The 18,620-nt window shown below is 41.0% G+C and carries 20 protein-coding genes and 1 pseudogene; 2 read left to right on the top strand and 19 right to left on the bottom strand.

The features are described 5' to 3' along the window. Positions 1-20: 20 nt before the first annotated feature. The 11 genes from comGG to tgt form a co-directional block, all read right to left on the bottom strand. On the bottom strand, positions 21-434 hold the full coding sequence (comGG, locus tag SNAG_RS01205; RefSeq protein WP_096405924.1) for a competence type IV pilus minor pilin ComGG: 414 nt from the start codon (positions 432-434) through the stop codon (positions 21-23). Further along, positions 412-873, bottom strand: a complete 462-nt coding sequence (comGF, locus tag SNAG_RS01200) for a competence type IV pilus minor pilin ComGF (RefSeq protein WP_096405922.1) — start codon at positions 871-873, stop codon at positions 412-414. The genes comGG and comGF overlap by 23 nt, the downstream gene beginning before the upstream one ends. After that, a complete protein-coding gene (gene comGE / locus SNAG_RS01195; RefSeq protein WP_172842372.1) occupies positions 836-1,138 on the bottom strand; it encodes a competence type IV pilus minor pilin ComGE in 303 nt (100 codons plus the stop codon). The genes comGF and comGE overlap by 38 nt, the downstream gene beginning before the upstream one ends. After that, positions 1,101-1,535, bottom strand: coding sequence for a competence type IV pilus minor pilin ComGD (comGD, locus tag SNAG_RS01190; RefSeq protein ID WP_172842371.1), 435 nt, complete (start codon positions 1,533-1,535; stop codon positions 1,101-1,103). Before comGD ends, comGE begins: the two co-directional genes overlap by 38 nt. Continuing rightward, on the bottom strand, positions 1,498-1,821 hold the full coding sequence (gene comGC, locus SNAG_RS01185; RefSeq protein WP_001037925.1) for a competence type IV pilus major pilin ComGC: 324 nt from the start codon (positions 1,819-1,821) through the stop codon (positions 1,498-1,500). Before comGC ends, comGD begins: the two co-directional genes overlap by 38 nt. A 1-nt stretch (position 1,822) precedes the next feature. Next, positions 1,823-2,839 (bottom strand): competence type IV pilus assembly protein ComGB, encoded by a 1,017-nt coding sequence (gene comGB, locus SNAG_RS01180; protein ID WP_096405919.1) that lies wholly within the window; start codon positions 2,837-2,839, stop codon positions 1,823-1,825. Beyond that, positions 2,787-3,728, bottom strand: coding sequence for a competence type IV pilus ATPase ComGA (gene comGA, locus SNAG_RS01175; protein ID WP_096405917.1), 942 nt, complete (start codon positions 3,726-3,728; stop codon positions 2,787-2,789). Before comGA ends, comGB begins: the two co-directional genes overlap by 53 nt. A 62-nt stretch (positions 3,729-3,790) precedes the next feature. Further along, positions 3,791-4,156, bottom strand: a complete 366-nt coding sequence (locus SNAG_RS01170) for a DUF1033 family protein (RefSeq protein ID WP_096405916.1) — start codon at positions 4,154-4,156, stop codon at positions 3,791-3,793. A 151-nt stretch (positions 4,157-4,307) separates the two neighbouring features. Next, positions 4,308-5,459: an N-acetylglucosamine-6-phosphate deacetylase gene (gene nagA, locus SNAG_RS01165; protein ID WP_096405914.1), complete on the bottom strand. Its 1,152-nt coding sequence runs from the start codon at positions 5,457-5,459 to the stop codon at positions 4,308-4,310. Positions 5,460-5,599: 140 nt separating this feature from the next. Then, positions 5,600-7,417 (bottom strand): acyltransferase family protein, encoded by a 1,818-nt coding sequence (locus tag SNAG_RS01160; protein WP_096405913.1) that lies wholly within the window; start codon positions 7,415-7,417, stop codon positions 5,600-5,602. Between the two features lie 101 nt (positions 7,418-7,518). Next, positions 7,519-8,661: a tRNA guanosine(34) transglycosylase Tgt gene (gene tgt / locus SNAG_RS01155; RefSeq protein WP_096405911.1), complete on the bottom strand. Its 1,143-nt coding sequence runs from the start codon at positions 8,659-8,661 to the stop codon at positions 7,519-7,521. Between the two features lie 116 nt (positions 8,662-8,777). On the opposite strand from tgt, the gene SNAG_RS01150 reads away from it, so the two are divergent. Then, on the top strand, positions 8,778-9,635 hold the full coding sequence (locus tag SNAG_RS01150; protein WP_096405910.1) for a DUF975 family protein: 858 nt from the start codon (positions 8,778-8,780) through the stop codon (positions 9,633-9,635). Positions 9,636-9,746: 111 nt separating this feature from the next. On the opposite strand, the gene SNAG_RS01145 is transcribed toward SNAG_RS01150, so the two are convergent. The 8 genes from SNAG_RS01145 to SNAG_RS01110 form a co-directional block, all read right to left on the bottom strand. After that, positions 9,747-10,955, bottom strand: coding sequence for a LysM peptidoglycan-binding domain-containing protein (locus SNAG_RS01145; protein WP_096405908.1), 1,209 nt, complete (start codon positions 10,953-10,955; stop codon positions 9,747-9,749). Positions 10,956-11,120: 165 nt separating this feature from the next. Continuing rightward, the gene (locus tag SNAG_RS01140; RefSeq protein ID WP_096405907.1) at positions 11,121-11,741 is read right to left on the bottom strand and encodes an HAD family hydrolase; all 621 of its coding nucleotides are present in this window, start codon (positions 11,739-11,741) and stop codon (positions 11,121-11,123) included. A 3-nt stretch (positions 11,742-11,744) separates the two neighbouring features. Further along, complete coding sequence (locus tag SNAG_RS01135) at positions 11,745-13,025, bottom strand: MATE family efflux transporter (protein WP_096405905.1); 1,281 nt, start codon at positions 13,023-13,025, stop codon at positions 11,745-11,747. A gap of 60 nt (positions 13,026-13,085) precedes the next feature. Continuing rightward, positions 13,086-14,570, bottom strand: a complete 1,485-nt coding sequence (thrC, locus tag SNAG_RS01130) for a threonine synthase (RefSeq protein ID WP_096405904.1) — start codon at positions 14,568-14,570, stop codon at positions 13,086-13,088. A gap of 75 nt (positions 14,571-14,645) precedes the next feature. After that, on the bottom strand, positions 14,646-15,923 hold the full coding sequence (locus tag SNAG_RS01125; RefSeq protein WP_096405902.1) for a gamma-glutamylcysteine synthetase: 1,278 nt from the start codon (positions 15,921-15,923) through the stop codon (positions 14,646-14,648). A 522-nt stretch (positions 15,924-16,445) separates the two neighbouring features. Then, positions 16,446-16,643, bottom strand: coding sequence for a hypothetical protein (locus SNAG_RS01120; protein ID WP_096405901.1), 198 nt, complete (start codon positions 16,641-16,643; stop codon positions 16,446-16,448). Positions 16,644-16,680: 37 nt separating this feature from the next. Continuing rightward, the gene (locus SNAG_RS01115) at positions 16,681-17,490 is read right to left on the bottom strand and encodes a hypothetical protein (protein ID WP_096405899.1); all 810 of its coding nucleotides are present in this window, start codon (positions 17,488-17,490) and stop codon (positions 16,681-16,683) included. After that, the gene (locus SNAG_RS01110) at positions 17,487-18,143 is read right to left on the bottom strand and encodes a hypothetical protein (protein WP_096408791.1); all 657 of its coding nucleotides are present in this window, start codon (positions 18,141-18,143) and stop codon (positions 17,487-17,489) included. Before SNAG_RS01110 ends, SNAG_RS01115 begins: the two co-directional genes overlap by 4 nt. Before the next feature lie 171 nt (positions 18,144-18,314). On the opposite strand from SNAG_RS01110, the pseudogene SNAG_RS01105 reads away from it, so the two are divergent. After that, a pseudogene (locus SNAG_RS01105) lies at positions 18,315-18,566 on the top strand (tyrosine-type recombinase/integrase); the annotation flags it as partial. Positions 18,567-18,620: the final 54 nt, after the last annotated feature.

The raw sequence follows: 18,620 nt of genomic DNA, 5'->3' as shown, positions 1-18,620 counted from the left end.
ACACAAAGAAGTTGAATTGCCTAGGAATTGGCTTTCTTATCTGCCTTGTCTTCTGTTTTTTTCTGATTTTGTTTTGGATTTGAATCAGTCGCTAGCTGTTGCTTTTTATCCGTTTTATTTTCCTTGGCTTTCATCGACGGAAAGAGAAATTCATAGTTGCCCTTATTCATATGAACACTTGTTGCAAAACCTGTTTTGGTATTTTGATAAGTGACTTTTCCTAGGTTAAAGACTCGTTCCCCACTTTCTTGCTCAGCCTTATCTTTGCTTCGCTTGGCCATGGCAAAAGCGGCCAACTTTTCTTTGTTTAGGGCAAAGTCTTTGTGATGGGCAACTTGCCGATTCAAATAAAACTGCAACAAAAGGCTAAAAATGGCTGCCATGGTGACCGCATATAGGAGAACTCCTGCCTTAACTTTTTGCTTTTTCCACACGATAGATGAATTCCCTTTCTAAGCCTTTTTGAAACTGGAAACGAAAGCGAACCAGTTGATTATCCTCTGTGATTTGTGCTGATTTGAGGCCATAAACCATCGGCTGGTAACCCCGTCCACTGCTATCGGTTTTTCGAAAATCATCCGATTTGAATGTGCCCATAGCGATAGCCTTGCCGTCTTGCTTCATATAGAGGCGATTGTCTTCCACCTTCTCAAACTGCGAACGCTCTAACTCAGCCTCTAGCTGGTCCACAAACAAGAGCCACTCCTTTTGCTCGCTTTGTTGCTGATAGCGAACTTCTGTAATGAGGAGCTGACTCATGGCTTGAAAGAGAAGCAAGCCACCGCTAATGACGATAAGGGCAATCAGAGATTCTAAAAGAGTGAAAGCTCTTACCTTACTGCTCTTTAAGGTCGAGTAACTTCTCTGAACCATGGTAGACCTCCAATCCCTTTTCACTAGAAAACACCTGAATCTCAACTCCGTTTATCTTTACCTGATTTTGACCTGTCTGCAGTGCCATCTTAGCTACCCTCAAGACTTCTTCCTTTTGTAAGATTTTTGCTTCTTCTTGCCTATTTTTCTGAATTTGTCCCAAAAGAAGCGTCGCAATGCTGGCAAAGATAGCTAAAGCAACTACTGCTTCCAGTAAAATCACTGCCCTAATTTTTTGTTTCCTTAATGCGTTTAATTTTTCCATTTCCTAGATATAACTGATAGCGAATCGCTCCTTTACTGGTCTGAAATTCAACCTTAGCCAAGGACGAATTGCCCCCAGCTCGGTCAAATGTGATACTTTGTCCCGATGGTGCTTGAATTCCTTTAGGAACGGTCAACTTTTGACTGCCATTGCTAATCGTCTGCCCATCCAAGTTTAGACTAGTCTTTTGCTGGCTGGCTACACTGCGTTTTTGGGTTTCCCGATAGAGTTCTTCAAACTCCATAAAGAAAATCTGCTCCTCTACCGCCGCAAAAGTGGACTGGACAGAGCCGGATAAGCCCAAGGCAAGGATACTCACAAGTCCTAAAACCAAGAGACTTTCAAACATGGTAAAGGCCTTAATCTGCAACCGTTTGACTTGTTTTTTGTTTTGCATGGTAGTCTTTATAAGCTTTGGCTTGCTCAGCTGTGATACGACCGTCCGCTTGTAATTTGCTGAGGGTAGCATCATCATTTTTATCCAAACGATAAAGTTCTGCCTGACTTTCCACCACCTTGACAACAGCAGCTTTTCCTTTGTCATCTACGGCATCCTTTTGCTTGGTCAAATTGGGTACAAAGAGCAAGAGAAGAACGCTGATGATGAGCAAGACGACTAACATCTCTACCAGAGTGAAAGCTTGAACTTTGGCTTTTTTTAATTTTGTCATGAGTTTGTTCATTTTAAAAATTTACCTCCATATTTTGATACATGGGCATAAGCATTGCCGCATAAAGTAAAACGATAATCAGGGCCACAAAAATAAAAACCAGTGGCTGTACTAAGTTCATGGTGCGATTGACTCGGGTAAAAAAGGCTTCCCAAGTTTTTTCGGCATAGATTTCCAACTCGCTCCCCAGCTTGGACTTGACTTCCCCATACTCGATGATGAGACTCAACTCCTTTTTAAAGAAGGGATAGGTTGCTATGATTTGGGAAAATTCACGACCATTTTGCAGGGCTTGAGCCAGATCTTGACCGATTTCTTTAAAGAGCTGAGAGCCTTGTTCCTGCATAATCTGAAAAATCTGCATCAGCTCCATCCCCTGCGAAATCATATTGCCCCATTCACGCGCGTAATAGGCCGTCAGATAGGTCTGAACAAAGATTCCAAGGAAAGGAATCCGTGCCAAAATAGAAAAGACGCACATTTTGGAACTTCTTTTATAGAAAGTGAGGGCTAAAAGTAGAATTAGAGAGAAAATCAGCACGAGTACCAGAAAAATTTGTGGCAGATTGCCGATGATTTGGGTAGCAATATTGCTACTATCTAGTTGAGGGAGCAAATAGTTCCTCAACCCCAGCATGATTAGCAGGAGAAATCCCAGCAAAATCAAGGGATAAGTCGCCACTTCGATTAACTTTTTCTTAACCTTGGCCAAATTATCCAGATATTCTTCTATCTTGCCCAAACTCAGATGAAGATTTCCATGAACTTCAGCTAGGGATAGCTGGGTCACAATAGCACTTGAAAAGCCCAAGCTGTTCATCATTTCTGAGAAAGATTTTCCCTGAGACAAGCCTTGGTGCATCTGGGCCACATAGTCCTTTTCCAGCAGCGCACTTCTGCCCAAGAAAGAAATAATTTCCACCAAGTGAAATCCACTAGAGAAGAGATTATGAAACAGGGTGATAATTTTCTTCTGCTTAGCGGTAGGTAATTTTTTCCGTTTCAGCCTGAAGACTTGTGATATGTCCATCTTTAAGAAGCTGGTCAATCTGCTCATTCCAGCTAGTTGGCTGGTGTTCTTGATAGTCTTTGTTTGCAAAGTCAAGGATTCCTCCTCCCCCGATTAATCTCTGGTAGCAGACGCCTTGCAGAACAACTGCTAGTTCCTCCTCCGTCACACCTAACTCCAGAAGGCGCTCATAAACACCTCGGATACTTTTGGCATGAATGGTTGAAAAGACCGTCGCACCTGTCAAACTGGCTCTGACAACTGCACGCGCCGTCTCACTGTCCCGAATTTCACCGATAATCAAGAGGTCTGGGCGATGTCGGAGAGACAGTTTGATTAGATTTTCATAGGTCAGTCCAATCGCCTCATTCAACTGCAACTGGAGCATGTCGTCCTGCTTGATTTCTACTGGATCTTCGATAGACATGACCTGCTGTCCCTTAAAGAGGGACTTAGCTAATTCGTGCATCAAGGTCGTCTTACCACTGCCGACTGGACCTGCAAAGAGATAGAGGCCCCGTTGCCTGTACTGCTCTCCTAACTCAACTAGATCCTGAAACCAAAAGCGCAACTCCCTTTCCTCGTCGTGCAACAAACGAATGACCAAACTCTCATGTCCCCGATAATCTCCTACGGTTGACAAGCGCAGAGAAGATACCTTCTTTCCATGCTGGTAGTCGCAAGAGCCCAGCTGACTACGGCGTTTTTCTCCTACATTCATACCCGCCACAAACTTGAAATGACTAATCACTGCAGCTAAAACCTCAAAATCATAGGAGTCAATGAGACACCTCTCATCACCAATTCGCATATGAAGTTCATAAGTAGCTTCCTTGGGAATGAAATAGATATCCTGAGCTCCTTTTTCCTTAGCAGTCGCAATCATTTTCTGTGCAATTTCTTGTACCATAGCTCCCTCCTTATCTAACTATTCGCAAAAAAATAAAAAAAGCAACTTAAAAAGTTACTTTTTTATCTCCATTTTATGCGGCAAGAACGGTGCTTTTCTTGACCTGTTTGTTTTTCATAACCTGGGCGTAGTTTTTCATCGGGTATGATGCCTTCGTCTTCTAGAAGGAGGAGGGAGTGATATTGTTGCAAATACTCATCACACTCATCACACCAACGCTGGTCCGCAGGATCCCAAAAAATGGTCATAAGGTCACTCCGACTCTTATAGAAAGGAGTTTTGCTTTCTAACTCAAACCAGCAAGTTTTGTAATATTTTAGAGCATCATAGTACTTGTCAAACCGTTGACTCATGATGACATCTTCTTCCCAACCTTCCATGAACCACCAAGGCTCAAAGTCCCCATACATTTCTATAACACGATACATTTTCACTACTTCCTTTGTACCGTATATTATAACGAATTTTTCAAAACAAGGAAAGAATTTTGCTTAAGTGCCCTATCAGAGAAACTTATTAAAACCTATTTTGAGACTATCATAAAAATAGGAGTCCTTTGCCGACCCCTATTTTATCATCTTATGCTTGATAACGTTTCACACCATCTAGATAGGTAGCTACCAATTCCAAATCTTTATCTAGCACGATAAAGTCAGCATCGTAGCCTTCACGGATTTGGCCACAAACATCATCAATGTGAACAGATTTTGCTGGGTTGAAGCTCGCCATCATGACTGCTTCATGTGGAGAGGCAATGTTCCAGTCAACCACATTCTTCAAACCGTCTTTGAGTTTGAGAATAGAACCCGCCAAGTTACCTGTGGATTTGAGACGAGCAGTTCCATTTGCAACGACAACTGGGAATTCTCCCAACATGTAGTCGCCGTCTTCCAATCCACCAGCTGTCATACAGTCTGTGATAAGAGCAATATTTTCTGTTCCTTTTTGTTTGATAAGGATTTCGCAGGCTTTCGGATCCACATGGTGACCGTCACAGATCAACTCTGCATAGGTATGAGGTAATTGATACATGGCTCCAACCATACCGAGTTCACGGTGAGTCAAACCACGCATCCCATTGTAGGCATGTACCCAAACACTAGCCCCAGCATCTACTGCCTTTTTAGCTTCGTCAAATGTTGCATCTGAGTGACCAAGAGCAACTGTCACACCTTCTCCCGTAACCGTACGTACAAAGTCTTCTACACCTTCACGTTCTGGCGCAAGGGCAATTTTATTGAGCAAGCCATTTGCTGCTTTTTGCCAAGCACGAAACTCATCCATACGAGGATCTTTCATGTAGGTAGGGTTTTGAGCCCCCTTGTATTTTTCTGTGAAATACGGACCTTCAAAATAGATACCCCGAATTTTCGCTCCAGTTGCTTCCTGGTAACGGGCACCGATATTTTCTGTTACTGCGAGCAATTGCTCATAAGAAGAGGTCAAAGTAGTTGGCAAGAAACTCGTTACTCCCATGCTAAGGAGCCCTTCACTCATGGTATGAAGGGTTCCTTCGATGTTATTATCCATAACATCCACACCACCAAATCCATGAATGTGGGTATCCACAAGTCCTGGGGCAATGCTGTAGCCTGTATAGTCAATCACCTCAGCTCCTTCAGGAATCTCTTCTACATGCTTTCCAAACTTGCCATCCACAAGTTCCAAGTAACCGCCACGACGAACTCCGTGTGGGTAGAAAAACTGATCCGCTTTAATATAATTAGGCATAATGATAACCTCCTTGATAGATTGTTTCTAGAATTTATTATGTCAATTACATTATAAACCTTTCTTTTTCATTTGTAAATGGTATAGACCTATTTTCTGGAGATATTTTAAAAGAGCTGGATTTCTCCAACTCTTTGATCTTATTTTGATTTCACAGGTAGTTCTTGAGCAGCCTTAACAGCAGCTGCAATCGTCTCTGCGTATAATTTAGCACCTTCTTCAATCATGTTGCTATCATTTCCAAAGTGGACTTGGTCAGTTCCAGCCCAGATTTCAGGGTGCTCCTTAGCGACCTTATTCCAGTCTGCGATGCTCACATAAGGATTCTTTTCAGCTAATTCTCGCGCATAAGCCGCATACTGCTCTACTGATGTATAAGTATCCTTGCTCTTGTCTCCCTCATAAGGTGTCACCAATATCAGATGGTGTCCTTTGGGCAGATTGTTAACGATGCTGTCCAAATCATTCTTATAACCTTCAGGATTATTAACCCCTGTTGCAATGACAACTGTTTTTAGCAGTGCCTTGTTCTGGTTGTTAAGAAGCATAATGTCATTGGCTTGCTTGGTCGTCCGACTAACCTGAGCGTTAATATTTGCTTCAGGAAGTGCCTCTTGTAAGGCTGTATTAGCACGCAAGGCTACCGAATCTCCAATCAGACTCGTTCCCTCAGAAATTCCCAAACGACTCAGTTCGGCTTGTTCAGCAAGAGTCTTTGTTTGTCCTATATTGGTTTGCGCTTGTTTAAAACCATTGACCATCAAGTCTGTTTCAAAGGCTCCAACCTGAGGAGATACAATAGTAATCACTAAGGCAATCACTACAAGGATTCCCACACTAGAAGCACTAATGGATTTGATATGAGGCAGTTTACTGATTTTCCTAATGATAGGATTGGTCCTACCAGCAATCAATGGCTCAATAATATAAAAGGACAAGATAGCAAAGAAATAGGAAAAGATAACTGTCAGGATAACAGCTAATAGATTCCCCATTAATTGAGAAAAGATAATATAGAAAGGCCAGTGGAAGAGATAAACCGCATAGCTGGTATCCGCTAGAAAGGTGATTATCCTAGGTTCTTGTATCTCTGGAGTCTTCTCATGCAAGACACGTGCAGCGAAAATCATGACCACGGCTGCTAAGCTGGCAAGTAAGAAACCAAACAAGTAAGCGAACAGGTAGGTAAACTTAACAAAGAAAGTCAGAAGCAACAATACCAAAAGCCCTGCAGCAAACACCAGTAGATTCTGACGAAGATTCCACATTCGATCAAATTGTTTGACCAAATCAGTCGTCTGACGAACTCCCACAACTGTCGCAAGGATACTTCCTAAAAAGAAAGGGTAGACATGGGTTAGACTTGAAAAATAGACAGACGAATAGGAACTAGCCATGAGACTACCAATAAACATAGAGAAGAAGCTAAGGATGAATGCTCCCGCAGACAGGAGAAAGACGGTTCCTCTCAACTGACTACTAGATTTTGATCGTTTAGACAAGAACCAGACAGCCAAACCCCAAAGGATGTAGTAGTGAACCTCAACAGCCAAACTCCAGTTATGAACAAAGAGGTGGGGAATGAACTGAGATTCGTAACTGCCCCCCGTAAGCATTTCATAGAAGTTGGTCACAAAGCCGAAAACTCCAGCAATCTGACCGCCAATACCTGCAACATAGTCTTGACGAACTAAGAGAGTAAAGGGCATGGTCACCAAAACCATCAAAACCACAGGTGGTACGATACGGTAAAACCGTCTCTTAAAAAAGCCCAGCAAATCAATCTGGCTTTTCTTACCAAACTCTTCCAAGAGGAGAGAGGTAATCAAGAATCCTGAAAATGTGAAAAAGACATCTACCCCGAAAAAGCCTCCAGGAAAGATGGTCTGAAAGAAGTGGTACAAGAGTACCAGTAGTAAACCTGTAATCCTAATCAAGGAAAACCATTTAATGCGCATACGAGTTTATTCTCCCTTTCGTTATACACTTTATTCTATCAAAAAAAGAAGAAAAATCCTACGAGAAAACGCAGGATTTTTTAGCTTCTATAAATTCCATTTTAGAAATTGCGGCCCGACTTATTGTAGCCATATTTTTCCACAAAATACTCACGAAATTCCAAGAGATTGTCATCCATAATGGCTTGACGTACTTGCTTCATCAGATTAAGCAAGAAGTAGAGATTATGGTAGCTAGTCAAGCGGATACCGAAGGTTTCATCAGCCTTGAGCAAATGACGAAGGTAGGCGCGTGTGTAGTTCTTACATGTGTAGCAATCACACTCAGGATCCAGTGGTGTAAAGTCCTCAGCAAACTGGGCATTTTTGACAACCAAACGACCTTGACTGGTCATACAAGTCCCGTTACGAGCGATACGAGTCGGCAAGACACAGTCAAACATATCCACACCACGAATAACTCCATCGATCAAGCTATCTGGTGCTCCCACACCCATCAAATAGCGAGGTTTGTTTTCAGGAAGAAGTTGAGTTGTGAAGTCCAAGACTGTATTCATTTCTTCGTGCGTTTCTCCTACTGCCAAACCACCGATAGAGTAGCCAGGGAAGTCCATGCTGACAAGGTCATGAGCTGACTGACGGCGAAGATCTTCAAAGCCTGCCCCCTGTACAATTCCAAACAAACCTTGGTCATGTGGGCGACGGTGAGCCTTCAAACCACGCTCAGCCCAACGGCTAGTACGCTCGATTGATTTCTTAACGTAGTCATAAGGTTGATAAAATTGAGGACATTCGTCAAAGGACATCATGATGTCTGAGCCCAGATTGTTCTGAATAGAGATGGCCTTTTCTGGGGATAGGAACATCTTGGAGCCATTGAGATGGTTTTTAAAGGTTACGCCTTCTTCGGTGATATTTCGGCTATCTGCTAGGGAATAAACCTGGAAACCACCACTATCCGTCAAGATTGGCTGGTCCCAGTTCATAAATTTGTGGAGACCACCTGCGCGTGCAATGAGTTCGTCCCCTGGGCGAAGCCAGAGATGATAGGTATTAGAGAGGATAATCCCTGATCCCATCTCCTTCAACTCCTCTGGTGACTGGGTTTTTACAGTAGCTTGGGTCCCAACTGGCATAAACATAGGTGTCGGGAAGGTACCGTGCGGGGTGATGATTTCTCCCAGACGAGCTCCCGTGTGTTTCTCTTTCTTAATCAAACGGTATTTGATTGGTGAATCTGACATTTTTTACCTCCGAAGCTGGGAAAAACAGTCCCAGTTCATACTTTGTGCCCAAAGGCATACTGTATGATTTTATCAAAAAAACTAGGAACTGTCACGAACTATGGTATAATGAGAGAATGAAATACCCAAAAATTGATTTAAAAACCATTCGTCTGCAGACGAGGCAATTTCAGGCTGAAAATCCCCGCCTCTTTCTCGTCTATCTCTTACCTAGTATGCTGGTCATCTTGTCAGGCTTTCTCAACCCCTTGGCTCGTCTCGAAGAAAGTGTTTTAGAGCAATCCTTTTTCAGCATGCTGGCACAAGTTCTCCAAGCCTATCTCTTCCCGCTAGTGGTTTCTTTTATGAGCACGATTTTTCTAGCAGGTGCTGCTTTTGCGACACTCAGACTCCTCAAGGATCCTGATACAGAACTCTCAGTAAAATCAAGCCTGGCTCTCTTTGCTGAAGAGCGCTTCTCGCAAACCTTCCTAACTCTGCTCCTCAAACGTTTCTACCTCTTTTTATGGAGCATTCCAAACTTAGTAGGCGTTTATTTTCTCTTTTATAGCAATCTCTTAGCTCGGAGATTTGTCGCCCTACATCCTGAATTTCCAAAATTAGACCTCTCATCAGTTGAAACAGAGCAATTCCTTATGACCTTTGGTCTCTACTTTTTCGCGAGTCTCATCTTGATGATTGTAGGGAACATCCTCTACGTTCCGCAACATTATGCCTACTCGCAGGTAGAATTCCTCCTCTGCGACACTCTGGATTTAGGACAGGCTAAACCCCGTCAAATCCTGAAAACCAGCCGTTTCTTGATGAAGGGTTACAAATTCCAGCGCTTTGTCCTCGACTTGCAACTACTCCCTTGGTACTTCCTCAACTGGCTCACTTTTGGAATTGCTAGTTTTTCAATCCTTCCCTATATACAAAACAATCATATCTTCTTTTACAGAGCCCTACTAGCTCGTAAACGTCGAAATGGATAAAAACCTAAAAAAGCAGCATCTTGCAGGATGCGGCTTTTCTTATTATCCTGAAGAATTTACACACAAAAAAGAAGCGGGAACTTAATCAGTTCCCAACTTCCATTTTAATGATTAGTTCATTGAAACGTGAACGTGGTCATAGTGGTTTTCGGTCACACTTCCACGGTCTGGCATTGGATTCCACGTATAGGCTGGCCCATATTTACTATCATATGGAGCGTAGAAACGTTGTTTCCAAATGATATAGTTGATACCACGGCTAGCCATATTTTTGACTGCATATTCTGCAATTTGATCCCCTAGTGCTGAACTCACTGGAACCATGAAGTCGATGGCCAAACCTTTACCATGGTCCCCACTGTCACCAGGACGGTAGCCACTAAAGGATGTAATCCCAAACAAGTTGGCTACTTCTTCCTTAAAGGCTGCCGTTTGCGGTTGAAGACCAGCATTCTCAGACTTAGCTACAGCAAGTCCTGCATAGTCAGGAGCCGCTGGAGCTGAATACGTTCTTGAAGGAGTTTGGCTTTGCTCTGCTTGATAAGTCGAAGTTGCAGTGTCAGAAGTTGCTGTTGATGCTGCTTCTTCTGTTGCACTTGATCCTGCTGTATCAGCAGGTGTTTCAGTTGCTGGAGCAGCTGCTACTGGTGCTTCTGCTGGAGTTGTTGCTGCCGTTTCTTCGGTTACTGTAGTCGCTGCTTGAGGAGCTTCTTCAACTGGGCGAGTTGTTGCTGCTACTGGTGCTTCCGCTGGAGTCGTTTCAGCTGTTTCTTCAGCTACAGGTGTTTCTGTAGATGGTGTCTCTTCAGCAACTGTCGCTGTCTCAGAAACTTCTGAACTTGGCGCTACTTCTACTGGTTTTTCAGTCTCTGTTGCAGTTGGAGCATCCTCAATTGGTTGAGAAAGGTCTTCTACTTGAACTGTTTGTTCATCGACGGTCACTTGATTAGTCGTCAAATCAGCTGTCGCAGTCGTCACTTCTTCACTAGCATCTGTTTGAGGAGTTTGGATTTCAACTTCCGTCACCTCTTCTGCCTCATTGACAGTTGTAGTGAGGACAGTATCTGGGAAAATCAAGTCCATATTAGTGATTTTGTTCAAATTGGCAAGAACCGTCACATCTATCCCCAAAGCTTCTGCAATCGTGCTCAGGGTATCACCATACTGAACTGTATAGCTGTTTTTGTTCTCGTTTTTCGTCACGTCATTTTGGATTTGCTCAACGGTACGTGCTGTCCATGCAATTTCTTTCGCTTGAGTTGCCAATGCTGGCGCAAAAGACAAGGCTACTGTTGAGGCTAAAATAATTCTTTTCTTCATTCTTTCACATTCCTTTCAAATGAGTACCTGTCTATCATAACACAAAAAAAGCACAAAAAAAGCCCCCTCGGGCCTATTTAACAGAACTGTCTATTCCTTGTAACAAACACTATTACTTGAAATAGTTTGTTAGGTTTCTGTCACAAAACTGACACAATCTTCTCATCACTTATCCTCAAAAATATAAGGAATGTCAGCTAGTACTTGAATCCTCTGATTCCCTTCATAAGACGACTCTAAAAAGTTAATGCTTTGAATGCCACTATTCTGGGCAAATTCCACATCCAAAGTCCGGTCTCCTATATAATAAGTGTTATCAGGATCCAGCTGATATTTGTCTAGCAGATATGTCGCTGCTTCTGGACTGGGCTTGCGCGCAAAACCACTCTGACTGGTTAAAATCTCTGTAAAATAGGATTCCAACCCCAAGTCTCTTAAAATGGTAAAGGCATTGCCCCCTTTATGGGTATAAACAAACTGCTGAATCCCTGCTTGATCTGCCCAAGCTAGCACTTCACGCGCACCTGGCATCAAAACTACCTGGGCATTTTTCTCAGACAAGCTCTGGGCACGTACCTGATTGAGTACTTCCGCATCCAGCTTTCGCTCTTCTGCCACCTGCTCCAGCAAATCCTGCACCGAATACTTGAGGATAAACTCTCTCACGCTCTCCTTATCATAAGGAATAGAAAACTGACCAAAGGTTTCCTCAATTCCTGACAAAATCGCTTCGTAAGAGTCCAATAAGGTTCCATCTAAATCCCAAATGAAAGCTGTTCTTTGCATTTCCTATCCTTTCAAACTCATATAACGCTGGTAACGGTAGCGTAGAAATAACCATCGAAAACCATTATCCAAAAGGGTTCCTGCCCAAATACCAGGTAAGCCCCAACCAAGCACAATCCCCATCAGATAGGCTGTCCCAATGCGGATACACCACATCCCGATACTTGTCGCATAAAAGGGGAGACGAGCATTTCCTAAGCCCTGCCAAACCGCCGTATAAATAACTGTCCCTGTCGCCATGGGAGTCCCTAGTAGTGAGAAAAGTGCCACCAAAACGCTAGCTTCAACCGCAACAGGATCCGTCGTATAGAGGTGTGTCAGTGGTGTCCCTAAGGCATAGATACTGAAAGTTAAGGGCAACATGAGAAGCAGAGAAAGCCAAAAGGTTTGTTTACTCAAATTATCTACTCTTTTCCAATTATCCTCTCCAACTGCTCGAGCCACCAGCATGACCGTTGCCGTAGCGACGCCAAAGGCAGGCATATAGTTAAACTGGGTTAAAACCTCCCCGACTGCATTTCCCGCTACTGCCTCCGTCCCAAAAGAAACGACCAAAGCAATGATGACGACATCTCCAGCCCTCATCATAAGCCGCTCTCCAGCTGCTGGTAAAGCTAAGGTCAATAGTTCCTTATCTAGACCAAAAGATGGCTTCTCATAAGGCAGTTTTAATTGCGACCATAAAATCACAAGACCAACCAAGCGAGACAGAATAGTCCCCCATGCAACACCAGCTATCCCCATATCAAGGACAAAAATAGCTAGACTCGAAAAGAGAATATTCAAGGCATTGGATAAAAAACTAACATAGAGGGGTAGACGTGGATTATGCGTTGCACGAATCAAGGCCCCAAAACTGGTCATCAAGCCCAAAAGAACAATTGAACCTCCCACCAAAGAAAGGTAGAGTCCTCCACTTTCGGCTACAGCCTGTTCAGTCCCCAAAAGTCCTATCATCTCTTTCCCAGCAAAGATAGACAAGGCTCCTAAAAGCAAACTCAGTAGCAAGGTAATCTTCAGCGCTTCAGTCACATGATAAGCTAGCTTGGACTGGTCTTTCTGCCCCATGCTTTTTGAAATAACACTGGAAATAGCAGCCCCCAAAGCGATGAAAATGGCCTGGTAAATCGTGATAACATTGCCAGCTACTGAAACACCCGAAATAGCGATCAAGCCCAAGTGGGCGACCAAGTAGCTGTCCACCATCCCCATGAGCATCTGCAAAAAGTTTTCACCCATAGCTGGCAAGGCAATATTAAGAATGTCTTTATTTTTCTTAAACAATCTCTCCTCCTGATGAAAAGAAACTCAGTTGGTTTCCCAACCGAGTTTACTTCCTCTGTCTTAAAGTCCTAGATAAGTCTCCACCGCTGCTTGCATGTCAGCAGCTGCCACTGTTGTTTTATGACGAACCGGAGCTGTTTCAAGCCCATCAACCGCTGGTGGCACTGCCACTCCTGAAATGTCATGTAATTGAGCCAAGGCTTCAAAGTCAGTCAAGCCTGATTTTCCTGTTACCGCTTCTACGGCAACCACTGGGAACTTGTATGGACTAGCTGTTGAAGCAATCACTGTCTTAGTCGCATCGCCAGTAGCCACTTGGTATTTTCTATAAACAGCTGAGGCAACAGCTGTGTGTGGGTCCTCGATGTAGGCATCTGTATCATAAACACGTTTAATTTCTGTCGCAGTTTCTTCCTCAGTCGCATATTCAGCTACAAAGAGTTCCAGAATCGCTGCATCAAAGTCTGTCAATTCATATTGTCCTTGTGTACTCAAGGCATTCATGAGTTCAGCTGTCTTAACCGCATCATTCCCCAAAAGATGGAAAATCAAACGCTCCAAGTTTGAAGATACCAAGATATCCATAGATGGACTAGTTGTTACTTTAAACTCACGTTTCTTATCGTAAACACGTGTCTTGAAGAAGTCAGTTAAAACATTATTGTCATTTGAAGCACAGATCAATTTACCAACTGGCAGACCGATTTGTTTAGCATAAAAGGCAGCCAAGATATTTCCAAAGTTTCCTGTTGGTACTGTGAAGTTGACCTTATCACCAGCCACAATCTCACCAGACTTGACCAACTGAGCGTAGGCATAAACATAGTAGACAATCTGTGGTACCAAACGACCAATGTTCATAGAGTTAGCTGATGAAAATTGCAGTTTATTGGCAGCCAACTTTTCACGCAGAGCTACATCGTTAAACATATGTTTGACGTTAGTTTGCGCATCGTCAAAGTTACCATCAATAGCAATAACATGAGTATTGTCGCCAGTCTGAGTAGTCATTTGCAACTCTTGCACCTTGCTGACACCATCCTTTGGATAAAAGACGATAATCTCAGTTCCAGGCACATCGGCAAATCCTGCCATAGCAGCTTTCCCAGTATCACCCGATGTCGCTGTCAAAATGACAATCTTGTTCTCCAAACCATGCTTTTTAGCAGCCGTCGTCATAAAGTATGGCAAGATAGACAAGGCCATATCCTTAAAGGCAATCGTTGAACCATGGAACAATTCCAAGTTGTATTGCCCATCCAGTTTCACCAATGGCGCAATAGCTGGAGTATCAAACTTGCTATCGTAGGCATTGTTGATACAGTAGTCCAACTCCTCAGCTGTAAAGTCATCTAAAAAGGCTGACAAAACTAACTTAGCCACTTCTTGGTAAGAAGCATCTTTTAATGTTTCAAAGTCCAAATCCACCTTTGGATAAGTAAGCGGTGTAAACAAACCACCATCCGTCGCCAAACCTTGCAAAATCGCTTGGCTGGCAGTTACTGTATTGTTCGCATCACGCGTTGATTGATAAACTAATGTCATGAATCTCTATCCTTTATCTATAGTCTTTTCCATTATATCATGATTTTTCAGAAAATTCTCCCTTTATCAGAGAAATTATAGGCCCAATTCTTCTTTCAAAGGCTGTAAGTAGGTCATTTCTTGCTTGCCTCTCTTCTCCAGTCCTTCCTCAGCTAGGATGAGTAAGTCTTTAGAAAATTCTCGAATCGCAGCTTCTTCCTCACCTGTGAGTTGTTTTTTAGAAAAATGTCGTCTTAAAAACTTATAATCACGACCAGCTGTGGTAAAAAATGGAGCAGTTCGCAAGTAAGCTTCAAGCTTGTCTAAATGAACCAACAATCCCAAGTGAAAGGCAGCAGAAGTAAAAGTTCTATCTAGAGCTTGCGTACAAACACTACGAAATTCAACTGTTCCTCGAGTCGTTAAGTCTTGGTACTGGTAACTACGATGGGTTTCAAAATCCTTCTCCCGAGGGTAAATAAGAACTTCATCCCCATTAAGGGTAAATGCCTGAATTTCAGGTGTAGCCAAATAATCTCTAGCCTGAATCGGATAAAAATAATAGGTCTGCCCATCACGCTCCGCAGTAAAAATCGCAGAATAATTTAGATAGTCAAAAAAATCATCCTCGTCTTTAAAGAGTCTAGTATTGACACCGACATTCTCTGGATAGATACCATGCATGGATTCTTCCCAAAAAATATCCCTGGAAATCTTAGTATCCCAATCTGCCCCTGAAAACTCAGAGTTTGCAAACAAATAGGCTTTTGCTGCTTCAATTTGCGTAAAAGCATTGATAACACGCAGGTAGTTGGACCTTGAAACGTCTAGTTGAACCTGACTCCCACAGATAAAGGCTCCATACTCAGGGAATTGATGTAAATCTGATTTAGTAACATTTCTACTCAAATTCAAATAATCCATCAACATCTGATAGCGGGGATAAGCCACTGGACAATTCTCATTTTTATCCCAGTTGGGATGAATACCACAACCAACAATAGCATGATTAGCTTCGCCCAACTTATTCTGAATCGTAGCCATATAGAAGTTAAAGCGTTCTTCTACCTCTTGGATAGATTCGGCCTTTCCGAATGCAAACTCGATAGTTGTATAGGAGACTTCGAATAAGATAGTATCTTGGCTAACTGGATCAAGTAACTGAATTGGATTCCCAAAATCATCCACTTTTTCGATAGTAAATCCCAGTACTGATGGTAAATACCGAAAGAGATCCTTACCAACTTCACCATCTGTAGCTTTACCCTCTAAATTTACAATCGGAAATTCTAACTCAATCCCAATAAATAAATCTGGGTTCTCTTTTATATTCTTTAAGTAACGTTTCTTTAGTAATTCAACAGACCGAGACATTAATCACCAAACTCTTTCATAATCAAAATAAATTGTGAATAAGTAATATTATACCAAAAATACACTAAAAATGACTAGAATAAGAAGAAAAAGATCATTCATCAGTTATCTGTACTTAAAGAAAAATATCAAAATCTTCACTAAATCAAAAAACAAGGTCCGAAAACCTTGTATTTCATACTATACCGGCGGCTGGGGTCGAACCGGCACGTCCTAATGGACACTGGATTTTGAGTTCTATGAATACATTTTTTAACTCTTATAACCTTGATTTAATAGGGTTTTAGGACTTTTGAATCTTGCAAAATAGACTCATTTTTCAAATTTTTGTAACTTTTTGGTAACACTCCATACCGTATCGTTCTAAGAGCATCATCAGAGAATAGACGATATATCCCAACAGGTTATATTCATCCAGAGGTATTCAAGACACTTGTACGATTATTTGAGGTATATAGAATATTAACAAACTAGACATAAATTAGGTCTAATTTTTGTATAAATGACTCTAATATTTTTCTTTTAGATAATTCCTAAAGCATTTTTTACTACTCTAATACCATCATCAATACTTCCGGCATACTGAATGTTTTGTTTAGCTTGGTCGATTTGAAAATCTGAAACAAATGTTCCTGGTGTCAAACTTTGACTATCAAATCCATTCGAAACTATAAACGTGTATTTCCCAGTCCAATCTTTTTCAACAGTTAATGTAATCATTTTATTTTCTCCTTTAATTAGGGTAAGTGTTTTTTTATTATAACAAAAATAACTCTTTAGCCCAAAAATTTGATAATTCATTTTCTAACAAAACTTTTTCTTGCCATATACCAGAATATTTTAAACCACAATCTTTAGCAGAATTTTTATGATTCCCATTTATATTTTCAGGCATGAGCGCTGGTATCTCTTTCCATACACTTCTTGATTTACCATTCATTGTTAATACTCTGTCATCGTGAAAATTAAAAGTTCCATATCCTTTTTCTTGAGGTAAAAATGATAAGTTTTCACTTGGGATATAAAGCATATTTGATTGCAAATTACTCATATGGTCGCAAGAATGAGGATGAAATGGATACATATTTTGCAGAGATTCTTTATCATTCATCATATTACCAATTTGCAAATAACCATAAATGATATTTAGATCCGGGGCATCTTTTTTAAAATGCAATGTTCCGTTGTAAATATCTCCTTCGGTTTGTCTAAACCATCCGAAAAATAGAAAAAGATCGCCGATAGAAACATTTTGATTTCTTAATAATCCCTGTGAGCTTTTAATTTGACCAAATGCTGCTCTCCAGTTAGAAACAGGAGTATTCCTAAGATTTCCTCTTATATCTGGATCAAGATGACAATTATAATGATTTGTTTTATCTTCTTTCCCTTTTAGTTGTCTTAAGATATCTGAAAATAATACTCCGTTATAGTTTAAGTCGTCAAAAGAGATACTATCAAACTTGGCAGGTATTGGCAATGAAAGTAGCGTCCCGTCAGGTAATATAGGACTCGGGATGGAACCATTGGATGAATCAAATCCCTTTCTTGATAAAATTATTTTCACAATTCTTTTCCTCGTATAAAGAATGGATGATAGGGCAAATCCATTACTTTGTTTTGTGAACCTAGTATAGTTTCAGCAAATTCCATTAATTCTAACACATCAGTAAATCTCTCTTCCGAATTATAAAATCCATTTTTAGCATTCCATCTTGGGAATGGTTTCCCATTCATTCTTGCTCGTTCTCCCATCGGAAAAAAGTCTAAAATTTCTTTAGGAATTTTAAGTGGAGACTTGCCAAAATAATTAAAACGGTCTGCAAGAATCACTATTTCTTTCATAAAACTTGATTGGTTTAATCCATACTTTTCAATCAGCCATTGATAAGTATAAGCATCTCTTCTATTATTAGATTTTGGAGAAAGTAAATATTCTTTCATTGTTAAAATTTCACTAATTTTAGCAACAAAAATTAGATGATTATATTTTGGAGTGATAAACATTCCTTGATCATCTCTCCATTTTTTCCCATCATTTGAATGCCCTGCTACAGCCATTATGTAAGCATCTACAGACTTAGAGTTTATTTTATCCGCCCAGTTCTTTTTAATATTCCTTCTTAGCTGAAGCATACATCCTCCTTCGGTAAGAAGATGAGGAGTTGTATCATAATTTTCTGTAAAGACACAAGGATTGATACCATAATCATGAGTCATTCTATAGCAGTAAAAAATGGTTTGTTTGTCCACTCTTTTACCTCCTTCTCTCCAAAAGTTTTTATATTCTAATTAAATATAGTATATCAAAAATGCTCTGTTGATGAAAGGGATTATACTCTTTTGTAAATACATGCTGAAGATAATTTAACGTTCGGATAACCTCAAGGAATAACAATTACAAAAAATATGATTGATAAGAAGTTTAAGCAAATACTAGAAAGGGGTAAAGATTTAAAGAAAATAAGAATACATGATTTGAGACACTCTCATACATCATTACTTATAAATCAAGGAGAGGATTATCTTGTTGTCAAAGAAAGATTAGGACACGCATCTATTACAACAACAATTGATACTTATTCTCATTTGTACCCTAGCAAACAGAAAACATTGGCTAATAAACTTGATGATTTATTTTAAAATGGAAAAATTGCTAACTCAACAAAAACTGATAAAAAAAGACAAGGTGCAAAA

This window comes from Streptococcus sp. NPS 308 (assembly GCF_002355895.1).
Taxonomy (GTDB): Bacteria; Bacillota; Bacilli; order Lactobacillales; family Streptococcaceae; genus Streptococcus.
The sequence above is the reverse complement of the archived record's forward strand: the minus strand, read 5'-3'. Positions and strand labels throughout refer to the sequence as shown.